Origin of the sequence: Gemmiger sp. An50 (genome assembly GCF_002161595.1) — a bacterium.
Taxonomy (GTDB): domain Bacteria; phylum Bacillota; class Clostridia; order Oscillospirales; family Ruminococcaceae; genus Allofournierella.
In genome coordinates this window covers 1-16,145 of sequence record NZ_NFID01000001.1, presented here as the reverse complement: position 1 = coordinate 16,145, position 16,145 = coordinate 1, and the positions used below count along the sequence as shown (strand labels likewise).

The following is a 16,145-nucleotide window of genomic DNA, read 5'->3' as shown; positions in this document are numbered from 1 at the left end:
AAAATTGACCCGGAAAACCCGGAAAAAAACAGGATTTGACCCTGGAAAGCCCGGTTCGACCCGTGCTATCCTGTATCATGAGGAAAGTAGGCGGCGGGGCCCGGAACAAAAACCGGGCTCCCCGCCTTTTTCCATCCCAATTTTACAGGAAAGGAGTGTGAGTGCCGATGGCCGCGCGCAAAAAAGAGGACCCCGCCCAGCGGCTGCGCCAGGAGCTGATGGCCATTGCCATGGGGGAAAAGGCCTACCCGGAATACGGCAAGAACGGCGAGGAGATGATGCAGCTGCCCAGTCTTGCCACCCGGATGAAGGCCATGGAGATGCTGGCAAAGCTGCTGGACACCCCGGCGGCGGAGCCTGCGCCCCGGGTGGTGCTGGTGGATGACATCCCGTGAGCAGCGGGCGGCGCTGAGCGGACTGATCGCCCCGGCTTTCCATGAGGCCCACAGCGCGGTGCGCCGGGGCCGGGTGGGGGAGCTGGTGCTCACCGGCGGGCGGGGCAGCGCCAAGAGCAGCTATGCGGCCATCGAGTTGCTGGTGCAGCTGATGCGCCACCCGGACTGCCACGCCGTCGCCCTGCGCCGGGTGGGCCGGACCCTGCGCACCAGTGTGTGGAGCCAGCTGCTCTGGGCGCTGGAGCGGATGGGCCTGGACGATGAATTCGAGCCCAACGTGAGCCGGATGGAGCTGGTGCGAAAAACCACCGGTCAGTGCGTCTGGTGCTTCGGGCTGGACGACGCGGCCAAGCTGAAAAGCATCAAGCCCCCCTTCGGGTACATCGGCGCGGTCTGGTTCGAGGAGCTGGACCAGTTCTCCGGCCCGGACCAGGTGCGTAGCGCCGAGCAGAGCCTTTTGCGGGGCCAGGGGCAGAGCCTGGTGATCAAAAGCTTCAACCCGCCCCCGCTGCCCTCCAGCTGGGTCAACCGGTATGTGCGCCAGCCAAAGCCCGGCATGCTGGTGGTCCATTCCGACTACCGCAGCCTGCCGCCCCACTGGCTGGGCGAGCGCTTTTTGCAGGAGGCCGAGCACCTGCGGCGCACCAACGAGCGGGCCTACCGCCACGAATACCTGGGCCAGGTGGTGGGCAGCGGCAGCCTGGTGTTCGAGAATGTGAAGCTGGTCCCAATCCCGGAGGAGGCCATTGCCCGGCTGGAGCGGCGGTACCACGGGGTGGACTGGGGCTGGTTCCCGGACCCCTGGGCCTTCAACAGCTGCGGCTACGACGCCGCCCGGCGGGTGCTGTACATCTTCGACGAGGCCACCCGCCGCCGCACCTCCAACGCGGACACCGCCCGCATCCTGCTGGAAAAGGGCGTCTGCGCGGGGGACAGCGAGACCCTCATTGCGGACAGCGCTGAGGAAAAAAGCTGCCGGGACTACCGGTCCATGGGCCTGCCCTGCCGGGGAGCGGAAAAGGGCCCCGGCAGCGTGAAGGCGGGCATGAAGTGGCTGCAAAGTCTGGCGGAAATCCGCATCGACCCGGCCCGCTGCCCGGACACCGCCAAGGAGTTCAGCGAATACGAGTACGACCGGGACCGCTCCAGCGGCCAGGTGCTGGAGGGCTATCCGGACCGGGACAATCACCACATCGACGCGGTGCGCTACGCCACCAGCCGCATCTGGCGGCGGGCGGGGGGCTGAGCCGTGCCGGAAAACAGGAAAGGAGAGAACAAATGCACAAACTGAAGGAATGGTTCTGGCGGCGCTTTCTGCCCGAGTGGGCGCGGGACCAGCTGCTGCGGGAGAACGGGGCACTGCGCAGCCAGCTGGAGAAAAAGGAGCGGGAGATCGAGCGGCTGGAGGCCTACATCCAGGGCATGCAGGCCGGGGTGCGGGCCCGCAACCGGCTGGCCGCCCGCAGCTGGGAGGTGGAGGAATGAGCGTGTTCGGCGCCGCCCTGGGGCGGCAGATCCACAGCTTTGCCCAGGCCTACCCCGGCGCGCGGGATTGCACCACCGCCGCCATGAACGCCGCCATTGAGGACTGGTTCCGCCTTTACTTTGACCGGGAGGTGACCGACGCCGAGGACCCCTGCCAGCGGCTGCCCTACACGGTGGTGAGCAAGCTGAGCCGCAGCTGCTTTGCCGAGTACCGGGCTACTGCCGATGGGGGCGAGCCCTTTGTGGCCGGGATTCTGGCCGGGCTGGACGGGGTGCGCCGCAAGGCCATGCAGCTGGCCCTGATCGGGGGCGAGGCCTGGCTCAAGCCGGTGCCGGGGCCCGGGGGCTTTGGCTTTTCGGTGATGCGGCGGGACATGGTCACGGTGCTGGGCCGCTCGCCGGACGGCGAGGCCACCGCCCTGGGCAGCGCGGAGCTTACCATGGAAAACGGCAAGTTCTACACCCTCCTGGAGCGCCGCAGCCTGGATGAGGCGGGCCGTCTGGTGATCGAGAACAAGCTCTTTTGCAGCTGGGACGGCCAGAGCATTGGCACGCCGGTGAGCCTTTCCGCCCTGCCCCGGTACGCGGCGCTGGAGCCGAAAGCGGTGGTGGGCGACGTGGGTGGCCTCGGCCTTGTGAGCCTGCGTCTGCCGCTGGAAAACTGTGTGGACGGCAGCCCCGACCCGGTGAGCGTGTACGCCGCGGCGGCGGGGCTGATCCACAACATCAACCGCAACGAGCGCCAGCTGGACCGGGAGTTTGACCACGGCGAGAGCCGGGTGTTCGCCTCGGCGGACCTTTTGGACAAGCGCAAGAATGGCCGTCCGGTGCTGCCGCCCGGCCTCTTCGTGGGCATCGACGACGACATCGCCAACACCGGCGTGACCGTGTTCGCCCCCGCTCTGCGGCAGGAAAGCTTTCTGGCCCGCAAGCGGGAATATCTGCGCAATCTGGAAAGCCTGATCGGCTTGAAGCGGGGCATTCTGGGCGAGGTGGAGGCCGCACAGCGCACCGCCACCGAGGTGACCAGCAGCCAGGGCGACTACAGCCTGACCATCCAGGAATTGCAGCAGCTGTGGGAGAGCGCGGTGCGCCGGGCGGTGGCCCTCTGCGGCAGGCTGGGCAGGCTGTACCGGATGCCCGGCGCCTTCGAGCCGGACCCGGCGCGGGCGGTGCGCATCGACTGGGGCAACGGCGTTCTGTTTGATAAGGACAGGGAATGGGCCGACACCCTGCAGCTGGTGAACGCCGGGCTGCTGAAGCCGGAGATCGCCCTGGCCTGGAAATACAGTCTGCCCTGGGAGACCGACGAGGACCTGGCCCGGGTACGCCAGCGGCTGATGCCCGGGGAAACGGCCCCGAACAATTCATGAAAAAAGGCTTGCAGGTTTTGCAAAGAACCGCAGGCCTTTTGTTTTGCCCGAAACCCAATGGAACAGGAAAGGAGAACAGAAAACAATGCAGGAATGGCTGAAGGAGCTGCTGGGCGAGGCTTATACCCCCCAGCTGGAGGAATCGCTGACCGCCGCGCTGGCCCAGCGCTTTGTGAACAGGGAGGAGCTGGATGCCCGGCAGGCCAGATGGAAGACCGAGCTGGAGACTGCCCGCGCCCAGGCTGCCGACTGGAAGCAGCAGGCCGAGCAGGCCCGCAAATCGGCGGAGGAGCAGGTGGCGGCGGCCCGCTTTGACGCGGCGCTGAACACCGCCATCGGCAAGGCGGGCGGCCGCAGCGAAAAGGCCATCCGGGCCCTGCTGGACCTGGACGGCCTGCGCACCAGCGCCGACCCGGAGGGAGCCATCGCCGCCGCGCTGGAACAGCTGGAGCAGGAAAACGGCTATCTCTTCGGCGGCATCACCCCGCCCCCCTATGCGGCGGGCACCGGTGCGGGCGCGCCCGGCGGTGAGCCGGATGAGGTGCTGCGCCGGGCCTTCGGGCTGGGCCGTGTCTGACCGGAGAACACCGGGGCCCCGGGGGCCTCCCGCGTTTTTGCCCCGCTGTTTTGCCAAGTCTTAAATAAACAAATTGTATACAACAGGAGGAAAATACACTATGGCTAACAAGATTACCACCGCAGGCAAATTCATCCCTCTGCTGGACGAGGTGTACCGCACCGTGTCCCTCACCGCCAAGCTGGACGGCCCCGAGGAGCTGGTGCGCCAGGGCGCCAACGCCAACGAGCTGATCATCCCCATGATCGAGCTGCAGGGTCTGGGCGACTACGACCGCAACAGCGGCTATGTGTCCGGCGACGTGACCCTGACCAACGAGACCGTGAAGTGCAACTTCGACCGGGGCCGCATGTTCACCGTGGACAACATGGACGACGCGGACAGCGCCGGCATCGCCTTCGGCCGTCTGGCGGGCGAGTTCATCCGCACCAAGGTGGCCCCCGAGCTGGACGCCTTCCGCTTCGCCAGCTACGCCTCCAAGGAGGGCGTGACCCAGAAGGAGGAAACCCTGGAGGACGGCGCGGCGGTGCTGGCCGCCCTGCGCGTTGCCACCAACGCCATGGATGAGGCCGAGGTGCCCATGGAGGACCGTCACCTCTTCATCACCCCCACCCTGGACGGCATGATCGCCGATCTGGACACCACCAAGAGCCGGGAGATTCTGTCCCGCTTTGCCAGCAAGACCCTGGTGCCCCAGACCCGCTTCTACACCGCCATCGACCAGAAGGATGGCCACACCGGCGGCCAGGAGGCGGGCGGCTACGCCAAGGCGGACGACGGCAAGGAGCTGAACTTCATGGTCATCCACAAGCCTGCCCTGATCCAGTTTGAAAAGCACGTGGCCCCCAAGATCGTGACCCCCGACCAGAACCAGGAGGCGGACGCCTACAAGTACGGCTACCGCAACGTGGGCGTGGCCGACGTGTACAAAAACAAGCTGGCCGGCGTGTACGCCAGCCACAAATCCGCCTGAGCCTATGGTGGAGTACGCATTTTACCGGGACGTTTGGGCCGGTGAGATGACCGAGCAGGAGTTCGCGGCGGCCGAGCGGGCCGCCGCGGCTCAGCTGGGGCGCTACAAGCGCATCTACCGGGTAACGGCCCCGGAGGAAAACAGCGAGGCCCTGGCGGTGTGCGCCATGGCCGAGGCGATCCACTTTTATGAAGCGGCGGAAAACGGCGGTGTGCTGTCCGGGATGCAGCTGGGCAGCCTGAGCCAGACCAGCGCCGCCCCCGCGCCGGATCTGAGCCCCGCCGCCAAAAGCCGGGAGCTCTACCGCTGCGCCGGGCTGTATCTGGACATCCGGCGGGATGAACAGGGGGTGGCGGCATGCGGCTGACCGGTGGCTTGCCGGATTATCGCTTCTGCACCCACACCGTCACGGTGTATCACGCGGTGTTCCGGCCGGAATTTTCCTGCCGCCGCACGGTGCTGCGCGGAGTCTGGCTGGATGAGCGGGATTCCGGCGGGGCGGATGCAATCGGGGCCACCGGGCAGCGGTACTGCTTTCTGCTGGCCCCCTGCGGCGGGCAGTGGCCCGCCTGGCGGCCCGGCGGCGAGGGCGCGCAGCCGGAGGAGGACTGGTTCTCGCTGGAGCCGGGGGACCGGGTGCTGCCCGGCGAGGGCCCGGAAATCGAGACGGCGGACCAGTGGCGCGCCTTTGTGCCCGCGGCGGTGCCGGGCCTTGCGGTGATCCGCGAGGTGGCGGCCAAGCGGCTGGACGGACAGGTGCGCCACGTGGAGGCCCAGACCGAATGGTACAAAAAATGGTAAAGGGGGGAATCAGCATGCTGGAACAGCTGCGCGAATGGCTGGAAGGCTGGCCCGGCTGGGACAGCACGCCCGCAATCGCCATCGACGGGCTGGACCTGGCGGGGGGCGCGGTGTCGCTGCGGCCGGGCGGCGCGTCCGAGAGCAATTTTCAAGAAAACATCCTGGGCGGGGGCCGGCTTTCCACCAGCTACCGGTTCTGGCTGGAGCTGCGGCTGGAAAAACCTGTGGGCGACCCCGGCGCGGGGCTGCACAACGCGGCCCTGGTGCTGGCTTTGCAGGACTGGGTGAACACCCAGAACGCCCGGGGCCGGGTGCCCCAGCTTTTTGAATCCGGCCGCCAGAGCCTGCGGGCGCAGGGAGCCGGGCTGCAGCAGGCCGGGCCGGATGGCCTGGCCCGCTACCGGCTGGAGCTGGTGGCGGAACACATCACCGAACTGAAAGGAGAAACAGATGGAGAAGAACAAGAAAATTGAGCGCAAGTGGATGGCCCACTACATCGACGCCGCCGAACCCGGCGCGCTGGAGGGCAGCCCCAACTATGTGCGGCTGGGCAAGGACCTGGAGGAGTACAGCCCCGAGCTGAGCGCCAACGTGGAAAAGACCCGGAACATTCTGGGTGAGACCAGCACCCTGGTGACCAGCTACGAAAAGAGCGGCAGCGTGGAGACCTACTACGCGGTGGTGGGCGACCCCCTGTTTGAGCGGCTGCAGGGCATCGTGGACGAGTGCAAGATCCTGGACGGCTGCGACACCACCGTGGTGGAGGTGCACATGTGGGAGGAGGAGGACCCGGAAAAGGGCTTCCCCGCCGTGAAAGACGACGCGGTCATCGAGGTGAGCAGCTACGGCGGCGATTCCAACGGCTATCAGATCCCCTTCACCATCCATTACAAGGGCGCACCGGTGAAGGGCCACTTCAAGGCGGACACCAAGACCTTTACCCCGGCCGAGGAGTAAGCAGCTCAGCCGCCCCGCCCGGGCCGGGAAGCAGTGGCCCGGGCGGCATCTTGAAAACAGCAGGGAGGAACGAGAATGCAGGAATTGAACATCGACACCGGCGTGCGGGAATACCGAATCAACGGCGGCGGGGTGCTGCGCTTCAACCCCAGCGACCCCAACGTGTACAGCCGGTTTTTGCAGGCGGCGGACCGGATCGCCGCCATTGAGCAGGAAATGGCCGAGGAGGGCCGCGCGGCCCAGGCCACCGGCCAGAAGGCGCTGGAGCTGCTGGCAAAGGCCGACCGGTCGGTGAAGGAGGTGCTGGCCTGGGTGTTCGGCGAGGAAAACGACTTCGACCGGCTGCTGGGCGGCGTGAACCTGATGGCGGTGGTCGCCAACGGCGAGCGGGTGGTGACCAATCTGTTCGCGGCGCTGCAGCCCCAGGTGCAGGCGGGAGCCGAGGCCTTTCTGAGCGCGAAGGCCCAAGCCCTTGCCGCCGCCGCGGATGCCCGGGAGGCAGCAAGGCGGGAGGCGGCCCGGTGACCGGCTGGGACCTGCCCGAGGCGCTGGAGATCGCCGGGCGCATCGAGCCCATCCGGGCGGACTTCCGGGAGGTGCTGGAGGTCATCCGCCTGCTGGACGATGCCGCCGAGCCGCCCGAGGCGCGGGCCTTTCTGGCTATGGGGGTGTTTTACCGGAAGTTTGCCGCCCTGCCCCCGGCGCTGCGGGGGCAGGCCATGGAGGCCATGCTCCGGTTTTTGGCGGGCGGCGAAGAGGACAGCGGCCCGGCGGGTCCCCGGCTGATCGACTGGCAGCAGGACCTGCCCCTGATCGTGGCGGATGTGAACAAGGCGGCCGGGTGCGAGATCCGGGCGCTGCCCTTCGTGCACTGGTGGACCTTTCTTGCCTGGTTCGGGGCCATCGGGGAGGGGCAGCTGTCCGCCGTGGTGGCCATTCGGGACAAGCTGCGCCGGGGCAAAAAGCTGGAGGGCTGGGAGCGGGAATTTTATCAGCGCAACCGGGCTCGGGTGGACCTGAAGCCCCGCTACACCCCCGAGGAGCAGGCCGAGCGGGAGCGGCTGAACCGGCTGCTAAAGGATTGAGAAAGGAGGGAAATGAATGGACAAGCAAACGACCTGGCTGGACCTGCTGGTGGGCGATGCCAAACAGGCCGAGCGGGACACCCGCAGCACCGTGATGAAGCTGGCGGCGGATTACCGAAAATTGGGGCTGGACCAATCCGCCGCACTGCGGCTGGCCTGGCAGCAGGTGAAGGCCGCGCAGGACGAGGCCGCATCCAGTGGCGGGCAGCTGCTGCAGGTGATGCAGGGGCAGCTGGGCGGGCTGGGCCAGGTGCTGGCGGCCTTTGCAGAGGGGCTGCGCAAGATCGGCGAGGGGGTGAATTGGCTGCTGTTCGGCGACGGGGCCGATTCGGCCGACGCGCTGGCCCAAAGCAGCCGGGCAGCCGCCAAGGGCCAGCAGACCCTGACCAAAAGCACCAAGGCAGCCGCCAAGGCGGTGGCCCGCACGGTGCTGGGCATCGACGAGCTGAACCTGGTGCAGCAGCAGGCGAGCGGCGGGGGCGGTTCCACTTCCGGCGGCGGCAGCGGCGGCACGGCGGGCGAAGAGGTGGACGAGGCCCAGAAAAAGTGGGTCGGCCTTGTGAACCTGCTCCGCCCGGTGCTGGACGAAGTGAACCGGCTGTTCGCCCCCAGCATCGAGGCCTGGGGCAAGGCCTTCGGCCAGCTGGCCCGGGCCGCCAAAAGCGCCTGGGCCGTCATCCGGGACAGCGCCCTGGAATTGTGGGACACCGCCCTGCGCCCGTTGGGGGAGTATCTGCTGGGGGAGTTCATCCCCAATATCGTGAACGCCTTTTCCGAGACCTTCGCCCCCATCGTGGGTGCGGTGGGCGAGCTTTTTCTGGAGCAGTTCGCCCAGAACTTCTCGCTGGGCTGCCAGCTGGTGGGCGACGCCATCCAGAATTATCTGATGCCGCTGCTGGGCTTTTTGCAGCAGGTGGTGCAGGATATGCTGGCCGCGGTGAGCGAGGCCTGGGCGGTGTACGGCCAGCCCATTCTGGACCGGCTGGCCGAGGGCTTTGAACAGCTGCGGAACTGGGTGCAGACGCTCTATTACGAGCTGATCCGCCCGGTGCTGGATGAGCTGATGGCCCGGCTGCAGGAGCTGTGGGAGGAGCATCTGGCCCCTTTGTGGGAAAACCTGACCCTTTTGTTTGGCGCGGTGATGGAGCTGATCGCCATTTTGTGGACCGAGGCCCTTCTGCCGCTTTTGCAGAACATCACCGATACCTTCGCGCCGCTGGTGGCCGGGGCGGTGCAGTACGTTGTGGACAGCTTCTTCAACGGGCTGGGGACCATCGCCAAGGTGGCGGACGGCATCGCCGGAGTTCTGCGCGGGCTGTGCGAGTTCGTGAGCGGCGTGTTCACCGGCGATTGGGACCGGGCCTGGCGCGGCCTGAGCGACATCTTTGAAAGCGTGTGGGACACCATGGTCGGCGTGGCAAAGCAGGGGGTGAACGGAATCATCGACCTGGTGAACGCCATGCTGCGGGCACTGACCGGCGGCATGAACGCGGTGATCGACCGGCTGAACGGCATCGGGGTGGAGATCCCCTCCTGGGTGCCGGACTACGGCGGCCAGCACTTCGGCGTGAACCTGCCCCGGGTGCCGGAATACCAAATTCCCCGGCTGGCAAAGGGCGCGGTGCTGCCCGCCAACCGGCCATTCCTGGCGGTGGTGGGCGACCAGCGGCGGGGCACCAACGTGGAGGCCCCGCTGGAGACCATCCGTCAGGCGGTGGCGGACGTGCTGGGCGGCGCGGGCGCGGCTCAGCTGTACGTGAGCCAGCCCATCGAGGTCAAGCTGGACGGCCAGGTGCTGTACCGTGCCATGGCGAAGATCGAGGCCAACCGGGGCGTGCGCATCGGCGGCGCCTTCGCCGAGGCCTATTGACCAAGGCGCAGGAAAGGAGGTGGTGCCTATGGAGGGGCAGGCCCCGGCGGGGGCGAAGCAGGACCGAACAAAAACCAAACAAATCAAACAACAAAAATCAGACAACGAAAAGGAGAACTGAATTATGGCTATGAATACTGGCGTTTATCCCGTATACGAAAACAAGTTTAAGATCGGCACCAATGGCCGTGCAAGCGAAGAGGGCGATATGGTCGCCATTGCCGAGCTGGAAACCTTTGAGGTGAGCATCGACGGCAACACCGTGGAGTGGAGCCCCATGGAGATGGGCTGACTCGGAATAGGGCGGCGCTGCCCACGGACTGGCGATTTTGTGCAACTGACTGCGTCAAAACGGCTCGACAACCACCAAGGGTGCCTTCGCCGTTTTTCCTTGCATTTGCAGCAAAATCGCCGGGCCGTGGGTGCTTTGCAGTTTTGGCGCCGGGGTTTGGATGCAGAGGCCATTGAAGCGGGCGCGCGGAATACTTGGTGTATTTCCAAGCCCGCTGCGATGCGCCTATGCGCCAAACCCCTAAGCCAAAACCAGTGCCGCCCTGTTCCGAGCCAGCCATGGGTTGGTTGAGACGTATGGTGACCGGCAAGGCACTGACCGTCACCCTCACCGGCAAGCGCTGCCTGGGCGATGCGGGCAACGATTACGTTGCCCAGAGCGCCTGGACCACCGGCGACGGCTGCGCCAGCAAGTTTGAGTGGGAGTTCCCCAGCGGCGCAAAGCTGGCCTTCGACTGCGTGCTGAACGTGACCAACCCCGGCGGCGGCGAGAGCCGCGACGTGGCCATTCTGGAGGTGGAAGTGATGAGCGACGGCAAGCCCACCTTCACCCCTGCACTGGAAGGCTGACTGGCAGCCTGAGAAAAACCGAAAACGCCCGGGGGCCATCCGCCTCCGGGCACTGATTGAAAAAGGAGTGTAAAACAAATGGCAAAACTGTATACCCTGGACGAAAAGCTGCTCACCGATACCCCGGAGATTCGGGTAAAGGACAAGCTGTACCTGGTGGATAACCGGCAGAAAACCGTGCGTAAGCTGATGCAGATCAACACCGACCAGATGGACGGCAGCCAGGTGAGCGAGCAGATGGATCAGACCCTGAAGCTGGCCCTGGGCGAGGCTGCCTTTGCGGAGATCGACAAGATGGACCTGCCCTTCCCCGCCTATCAGAAGCTGTTCGAGCTGGTGATGGCGGCCATGACCGGCGAGGAGGAGCAGGCGATGGAGCAGCGATTTCAGCAGGCAAAGCACAGCGCCCGGGCCTGAGTGGTATGACCTGGAATTCGACGCGCTGCTGATCGAGCAGAGCATCGCCAAGCAATATGGGGTGCTGCCTCATTTGCAGGGGGAGCTGAGTTGGCCGGAGTGGAGCAAGCTGGTGAGCGGCCTGATGGACGACACCCCTCTGGGCCGGGTGGTGGCGGTGCGCAGCGAGCGGGATCGAAAAATGCTGGAAAAATTCACTCCACAGCAGCGGAAAATGCGCAGCGAGTGGGCAGCGTTCCGGGCCCGAAAGGCGGCCAAAGCCTTCACCGGCGAGCAGCTGCGCCGCCAGATGGACGATCTGGAGCAGATGATGGCAAAGGCGTTCGGCAGCTGACGGCAGGCAGAAAAAAGCCGCTCCCCGCAAAAAAGCGGGGAGCGGCAAAACAGGCGAAAGGAAGGCGATTTTATAAATTCAGCAGCTGCTTTTTCTTCGTGTCGAATTCTTCCTGGGTGATGATGCCGGAGTCGAGCAGTTCTTTCAGGCTTTTTAAGGCTTCTGCGGCCTGAGCCATATTATCAGATGCCGAAGATTCGGATTCCGAGGATTCGGAATTTTGCGATTTGTCGTAAATCATCTGATTGATAAGGTCGCGGGCTTTTTCCATTAAAATATGCCGGTCGCTGTTAAGATGGAAGATGGAGGATTTTCCATAAACACTTAAATACGAAGAAGTGTAGGAGCGGGAAAATTCAATGGATTCAATGGTATCCACCGGAATCTGATCTAAGGTCCAATTGTCTTTATTAGGACCGTAATAGTACAAAACACGTAGATTGGTAATGATCAAAATTCCCATAAGACCGCCGATCTTATCGTGCGTGTCGCCCAGGTCGATTTTAGCGGCAAATGAAACATCTTCATTTGCTAGTAAAGAGGATTTGATTGCACGGATATCCCGTGGGAGAGGTTCAGCAAAAGCCCGCTTTACTTTGCTGAAAAGACCAGTAGAGATTACGCTAAGTGATTCTTCAAATGCTTGCTCCAGTGTCATGAGAAACCCTCCTTACTATTTTGGAAACAGTATAGCATAGTGAAGATAAAATTTCAATGAAAGGAGATTGGTTTGTGAAAGAGACTAATCAAAATATAAGTTGGAGGTGAAATGAATTGGCAGAAATCAATACGGCGGATATTGAAAAAAGTAATAAATTGTTGGAAACACAGAAGGAACTAATCTCAAAAATCTCCAGTGCTATGGGAGCTTTGAAAAGAGTGTACAAAGATTCGCTGGATTCTCAAAAAGCAGCCATGAATGAAGCGGTCAAAGGAGCGGAAAGCCAGAAAAAAGCCACCGAGCTGCAAACGAAGGCGCTGGAGAAGCAGAAAGCCGCGGTGGAGCAGAGCAAGGCCAAGCTGGAGGAATGGGCCGCAAAGGGTGAGCAGTCGCTGAAAAAGCTGCAAAGCGGAATGAGCGGCCTGGGCAAGGGCATTTCCGCCATCGGCGGGCCGCTGGTGACCGGTGCTCTTGGTATGCTGGGCGGCGGGCTTGCCACCATGCTCAAGGAAAACGAAACCCTGAAGGCTTCGCTGGAAAGCGTGAAGTCCAGCCTGCAGGGTGCGTTCGCTCCGATTACCGAGGCGGTGCTGCCGCTGGTGGATACCTTCGCCCAGACCATCAGCGGCTTGGCCCAAACGGTAGCTCCGCTGCTGAGCAATGTACTGGGCAGTGTTAGCAAGGTCGCTGCGGGTATGCTTGGCGGCGTGGACCTGAGCGGTCTGCTTACGCCGCTCACCGCCGGGCTGGACGGCATCCTTGGCATGTTCTCCAAGCTGGGGCAGGCCACCGGCACATGGATGCAGGGGCTGGACCTTTCCGGTCTGGCGGGCAGCTTCACCGGTCTGGCGTCGGCCATCGGGCCGGTGGTCAAACCATTCGCGGGTGCCGTTCGGCTGACAAAAAAGCACGAAAAGAAACACACAGAAAAAGGGATGGGAGAGGTCGGCAGGATAAGGCGAAAGGAGGGGATGCCTATGGACGCGGCGGCGTAAAAAGAAAAAGCCCCCTTTGGAACAAAGGGGGCGGAAAACGAAGGGAGGGTGATAGTCACAAGCCCAGCAGCTGCTTTTTCTTCGCGTCGAATTCTTCCTGGGTAATGGCGCCAAGGTCAAGCAGGCTTTTCAGATTCTTGATGGCTTCTGTGATCTGGTCCATGTTATCGGCGGGATTGGTCTGGATGGGGGCAGCGGCTTCCGGCTCAGGTTGTGCATAGCGAAGCTCGTCGACTGCTTTTTTCAGACGCTCCACAACTGCCAGTTCATCGTGAATCACAAAAACGATGTTCCGGCCGTTTACACGTAGATATGCTTCTTTTGGGTCGGTATCGTAGTATACATCTGTGATGTCGTCTGCGGAGATTTCATAAGAAAAGGAGCGTTTATCAGAATAGCGGCAGAAGAAAATGCGCGCATTGCTTACCATGAGGGTGCCATAGACTTCGTCGCTTGGATTATATCTGTAGCTAGCGAAACCAGCCGGATAAAAGCTTGCAGCCATACGGCAGGCAAATGTGATGCTTTCGCTTGGAAGGAACATTGAAACACAAGCATCATACTCTTGACGGAAAGGACGGTAAAGTGCACCAGTAAGCTTGAACATGAAGTTTTTTCGACGAAGCTCATAGGTCTCATTCAAAGCATCAATCAGTTCCATGAAACGGCCTCCTAAAGTACTTGTTTAATAATTAGTATAGCATACAGGTCGTGAAAATCAATGGAAGAAATATCGTGATGTAGTAACGCTATAGAGCAAGAATGTGAGGTGACATTTTTGATAAATATTGCTGACATTAAGTTGGAAAATAAGCTTTTAGAACAACAGAAAAAATTAGTGGAAACACTAAAAGACGCTTATAAAAGCAGCTTTGATGCGCAGCGGGAAGCAATGGGAATGGAGAAAAAATTTTCTCAGGAGGCGCAGAAAGCTACCGAGCTGCAAACGAAGGCGCTGGAGAAGCAGAAAGATGCGATTGATGAAAGCAAGGAAAAGCTGAACCAGTGGGCGGTGAGGGCTGAGCAGTCAATGAAAAAGCTGCAAAGCGGAATGAGCGGTCTGGGTAAGGGCATTGCAGCCATCGGCGGGCCGCTGGTGACCGGTGCGCTTGGTATGCTGGGCGGCGGGCTTGCCGGTATGCTCAAGGAAAACGAAGCCCTGAAGGCTTCGCTGGAAAGCGTGAAGTCCAGCCTGCAGGGTGCGTTCGCTCCGATTACCGAGGCGGTGCTGCCGCTGGTGGATACCTTCGCACAATCGATCGCGAATGTGGCGCAGGCTGCGGCGCCATTTGTCAACTCCTTTGTCCAGATAATCGGCAGTCTGGTTCAGACGGTGACCCCGCTGCTGAACGGAGTGATGGGGGGAATCGGTGAAGCGCTTTCCGGCGTGGACCTGAGCGGTCTGCTTGCGCCGCTCACCGCCGGGCTGGACGGCATCCTTGGCATGTTCTCCAAGCTGGGGCAGGCCACCGGCACATGGATGCAGGGGCTGGACCTTTCCGGTCTGGCGGGCAGCTTCGCCGGTCTGGCATCGGCCATCGGGCCGGTGGTCCAGTTGGCCATGGGCGGCCTTGCCTGGGCCTGGCAGAACGTACTTCTGCCCTTGAGCGGCTGGGCCATCCAAAGCGTTGCCCCGGCGTTTTTCGATCTGCTGAGCGCGGCGATGCAGGCGCTGAACCCCATTGTGGAGGCGTTCCAGCCCTTCGCCCAGTACTTATGGGAAAGCTTTTTGCAGCCCCTGGCCGAATGGACCGGCGGTGTTGTGGTGACCGTGATCGGGGGCATTGTGAACGGGCTGACCCTGTTCTCCGCCTGGATCAGCGAGAACATGGAGATGGTGCAGCTGATCGTGACGCTGGTGGGCTCCTTTGCGGCGGCCTGGGTGCTGGTGAACACCGCCCTTGCGGTGTGGAACGTGATCAGCCTGGTGGCCACTGCGGGAGCCACAGCCCTGGGCGCGGCAGTGGCGTTCCTCACCTCGCCGGTCACGCTGATCATTGCGGGAATTGCGGCGCTGATTGCCGTGGTCGCGCTGTTGATCACCCACTGGGATCAGGTGAAGCAGGTGGGTGCAGCCGCGCTGCAGTTCCTTCAGGAAGTATGGGCGGCGGCCTGCGAGTGGTTCAATGCGGTCGTGGTGCAACCGATCATCACGCTGTTCAGTACGTTCTGGCAGATCGTGCAGAATCTGGCCCAGCTGGCGTTGAGTAAGCTGCAGGCCCTCTGGGGTACGCTGTGCGGCTGGATGCAGCGGCTCGTGATTGACCCGCTGACCAGCGCCTGGACCGGATTCAAGGACATTGTCCTTAACCTGTGGGACGGCATCGCGGACGGTGTGCGCGGAGCGGTGAATTCCATCATCGGCTTTGTGAACGGCATGATCCGCGGGGCGGTGGAGGGCGTGAACACCGTGATCCGGTTGCTGAACAGCATCAGCTTTGAGGTTCCCTCTTTGGTGCCGGAGATCGGCGGCATGACCTTCGGGTTCGACATCCCCACCGTGAGTGCGCCCCAGATCCCCATGCTGGCAAGGGGCGGTGTGATCCGCCAGCCGGTGCTGGCCATGATGGGCGAGTACGCGGGCGCGGCCACGAATCCCGAGATCGCCGCGCCGGAAAGCCGCCTGCGGGAATTGATGGCCGAGCAGAACGGCCCGGTGCTGGCAGCGATTTTGCAGCTGGCCCAGGCGGTGAGCAGCGGCGGCGCGCGGGAGCTGGTTGCAAATCAGCCCATCGAGGTCAAGCTGGACGGCCAGGTGCTGTACCGCGCCATGGCGAAGATCGAGGCAAACCGGGGCGTAAAGATTGGAGGTGCGTTCGCAAATGCCTATTGATTTGAAGGAAAACAAGGGCTTTATCTATCTGGGGGCCACGCCCCAGACCGACCGGAGCAATTATGCCATTGCGGCGCCTTACCCCACCCAGGGCAAGGCGCCTTTTACTACCAGCCGCATGGTGGATTCGGCCCGCAACGCCCAGGGCACCATGGTGGGCCGGATGGTGGGCCGCAGCGTGGACAAGCAGGAGCTGGGCTGGCAGACCATCAGCCCCGAGCTGTGGTGGGAGATGAACCGCTGGTTTGAGGACGGCCACTTCACCTTTTACTGTCACTATTTCAGCCATAACCTGGGCCGGTGGGAGACGCGGATGTTTTATCTCAGCGACGTGAGCTGCAGCCCGGTGAACGTGGATGCGGCCACCGGAATGCCGGAGTATTACGAGGATGCCAGCTTCAGCGTGGTGGATTGCGGGGTGATCTGATGCAGCAGGTAAGCGATGCCTACCGGCAGGAGATGACAAAGCCGGTGCTGGGCGCGGCAAAGCTGGCCGTGACCCTGAGCGTTGTGGACGAGGACGCAGCC

At 62.8% G+C, this 16,145-nt stretch carries 22 protein-coding genes; 20 read left to right on the top strand and 2 right to left on the bottom strand.

The annotated features are described in order from the left end of the window. Positions 1-167 precede the first annotated feature (167 nt). The 17 genes from B5G03_RS00100 to B5G03_RS00030 all read left to right on the top strand — a co-directional run bounded on the left by B5G03_RS00100 (position 168) and on the right by B5G03_RS00030 (position 11,128). Positions 168-395, top strand: coding sequence for a terminase small subunit (locus B5G03_RS00100; protein WP_087179804.1), 228 nt, complete (start codon positions 168-170; stop codon positions 393-395). Continuing rightward, positions 382-1,641: a PBSX family phage terminase large subunit gene (locus B5G03_RS00095; protein ID WP_087179803.1), complete on the top strand. Its 1,260-nt coding sequence runs from the start codon at positions 382-384 to the stop codon at positions 1,639-1,641. The genes B5G03_RS00100 and B5G03_RS00095 overlap by 14 nt, the downstream gene beginning before the upstream one ends. A 32-nt stretch (positions 1,642-1,673) precedes the next feature. After that, positions 1,674-1,880 carry a hypothetical protein gene (locus B5G03_RS00090; RefSeq protein WP_087179802.1) on the top strand — a complete coding sequence of 69 codons (207 nt, stop codon included), beginning with the start codon at positions 1,674-1,676 and terminating at the stop codon, positions 1,878-1,880. Continuing rightward, positions 1,877-3,253: a hypothetical protein gene (locus B5G03_RS00085; RefSeq protein WP_087179801.1), complete on the top strand. Its 1,377-nt coding sequence runs from the start codon at positions 1,877-1,879 to the stop codon at positions 3,251-3,253. Before B5G03_RS00090 ends, B5G03_RS00085 begins: the two co-directional genes overlap by 4 nt. 85 nt (positions 3,254-3,338) lie before the next feature. Further along, positions 3,339-3,830 (top strand): phage scaffolding protein, encoded by a 492-nt coding sequence (locus B5G03_RS00080; RefSeq protein WP_087179800.1) that lies wholly within the window; start codon positions 3,339-3,341, stop codon positions 3,828-3,830. A 100-nt stretch (positions 3,831-3,930) separates the two neighbouring features. Next, the gene (locus tag B5G03_RS00075; protein WP_087179799.1) at positions 3,931-4,803 is read left to right on the top strand and encodes a hypothetical protein; all 873 of its coding nucleotides are present in this window, start codon (positions 3,931-3,933) and stop codon (positions 4,801-4,803) included. A 4-nt stretch (positions 4,804-4,807) separates the two neighbouring features. Continuing rightward, positions 4,808-5,170 (top strand): hypothetical protein, encoded by a 363-nt coding sequence (locus B5G03_RS00070; protein WP_087179798.1) that lies wholly within the window; start codon positions 4,808-4,810, stop codon positions 5,168-5,170. Continuing rightward, complete coding sequence (locus B5G03_RS00065) at positions 5,161-5,604, top strand: hypothetical protein (protein WP_087179797.1); 444 nt, start codon at positions 5,161-5,163, stop codon at positions 5,602-5,604. The genes B5G03_RS00070 and B5G03_RS00065 overlap by 10 nt, the downstream gene beginning before the upstream one ends. Before the next feature lie 14 nt (positions 5,605-5,618). Beyond that, positions 5,619-6,077 carry a hypothetical protein gene (locus tag B5G03_RS17275; RefSeq protein ID WP_087179796.1) on the top strand — a complete coding sequence of 153 codons (459 nt, stop codon included), beginning with the start codon at positions 5,619-5,621 and terminating at the stop codon, positions 6,075-6,077. Further along, a complete protein-coding gene (locus B5G03_RS00055) occupies positions 6,055-6,561 on the top strand; it encodes a hypothetical protein (protein ID WP_087179795.1) in 507 nt (168 codons plus the stop codon). Before B5G03_RS17275 ends, B5G03_RS00055 begins: the two co-directional genes overlap by 23 nt. Positions 6,562-6,636: 75 nt before the next feature. Continuing rightward, the gene (locus B5G03_RS17270) at positions 6,637-7,086 is read left to right on the top strand and encodes a hypothetical protein (protein WP_162613291.1); all 450 of its coding nucleotides are present in this window, start codon (positions 6,637-6,639) and stop codon (positions 7,084-7,086) included. Then, a complete protein-coding gene (locus tag B5G03_RS00050; RefSeq protein WP_162613290.1) occupies positions 7,083-7,646 on the top strand; it encodes a Gp15 family bacteriophage protein in 564 nt (187 codons plus the stop codon). Before B5G03_RS17270 ends, B5G03_RS00050 begins: the two co-directional genes overlap by 4 nt. 16 nt (positions 7,647-7,662) lie before the next feature. Further along, a complete protein-coding gene (locus tag B5G03_RS00045; protein ID WP_087179793.1) occupies positions 7,663-9,516 on the top strand; it encodes a phage tail protein in 1,854 nt (617 codons plus the stop codon). A 124-nt stretch (positions 9,517-9,640) separates the two neighbouring features. Continuing rightward, positions 9,641-9,808, top strand: coding sequence for a phage tail tube protein (locus tag B5G03_RS17265; RefSeq protein ID WP_162613289.1), 168 nt, complete (start codon positions 9,641-9,643; stop codon positions 9,806-9,808). 278 nt (positions 9,809-10,086) lie between these two features. After that, positions 10,087-10,377, top strand: a complete 291-nt coding sequence (locus B5G03_RS00040) for a phage tail tube protein (protein WP_140401603.1) — start codon at positions 10,087-10,089, stop codon at positions 10,375-10,377. Between the two features lie 78 nt (positions 10,378-10,455). After that, the gene (locus B5G03_RS00035) at positions 10,456-10,794 is read left to right on the top strand and encodes a hypothetical protein (RefSeq protein WP_087179791.1); all 339 of its coding nucleotides are present in this window, start codon (positions 10,456-10,458) and stop codon (positions 10,792-10,794) included. Between the two features lie 10 nt (positions 10,795-10,804). Continuing rightward, entirely contained in the window at positions 10,805-11,128 is a 324-nt protein-coding gene (locus B5G03_RS00030) for a Gp15 family bacteriophage protein (protein ID WP_087179790.1), read from the top strand. 70 nt (positions 11,129-11,198) lie between these two features. Here the strand turns inward: B5G03_RS00030 and B5G03_RS00025 are convergent, their stop codons facing one another. After that, on the bottom strand, positions 11,199-11,786 hold the full coding sequence (locus B5G03_RS00025; protein WP_140401602.1) for an SHOCT domain-containing protein: 588 nt from the start codon (positions 11,784-11,786) through the stop codon (positions 11,199-11,201). Between the two features lie 221 nt (positions 11,787-12,007). On the opposite strand from B5G03_RS00025, the gene B5G03_RS00020 reads away from it, so the two are divergent. Beyond that, positions 12,008-12,784, top strand: a complete 777-nt coding sequence (locus B5G03_RS00020) for a hypothetical protein (RefSeq protein WP_140401601.1) — start codon at positions 12,008-12,010, stop codon at positions 12,782-12,784. Positions 12,785-12,839: 55 nt separating this feature from the next. Here the strand turns inward: B5G03_RS00020 and B5G03_RS00015 are convergent, their stop codons facing one another. Next, the gene (locus B5G03_RS00015; protein WP_087179788.1) at positions 12,840-13,445 is read right to left on the bottom strand and encodes an SHOCT domain-containing protein; all 606 of its coding nucleotides are present in this window, start codon (positions 13,443-13,445) and stop codon (positions 12,840-12,842) included. Positions 13,446-13,682: 237 nt separating this feature from the next. On the opposite strand from B5G03_RS00015, the gene B5G03_RS00010 reads away from it, so the two are divergent. Next, complete coding sequence (locus tag B5G03_RS00010; RefSeq protein WP_087179787.1) at positions 13,683-15,617, top strand: phage tail protein; 1,935 nt, start codon at positions 13,683-13,685, stop codon at positions 15,615-15,617. Next, entirely contained in the window at positions 15,607-16,044 is a 438-nt protein-coding gene (locus tag B5G03_RS00005) for a hypothetical protein (protein ID WP_242962229.1), read from the top strand. The genes B5G03_RS00010 and B5G03_RS00005 overlap by 11 nt, the downstream gene beginning before the upstream one ends. Positions 16,045-16,145: the final 101 nt, after the last annotated feature.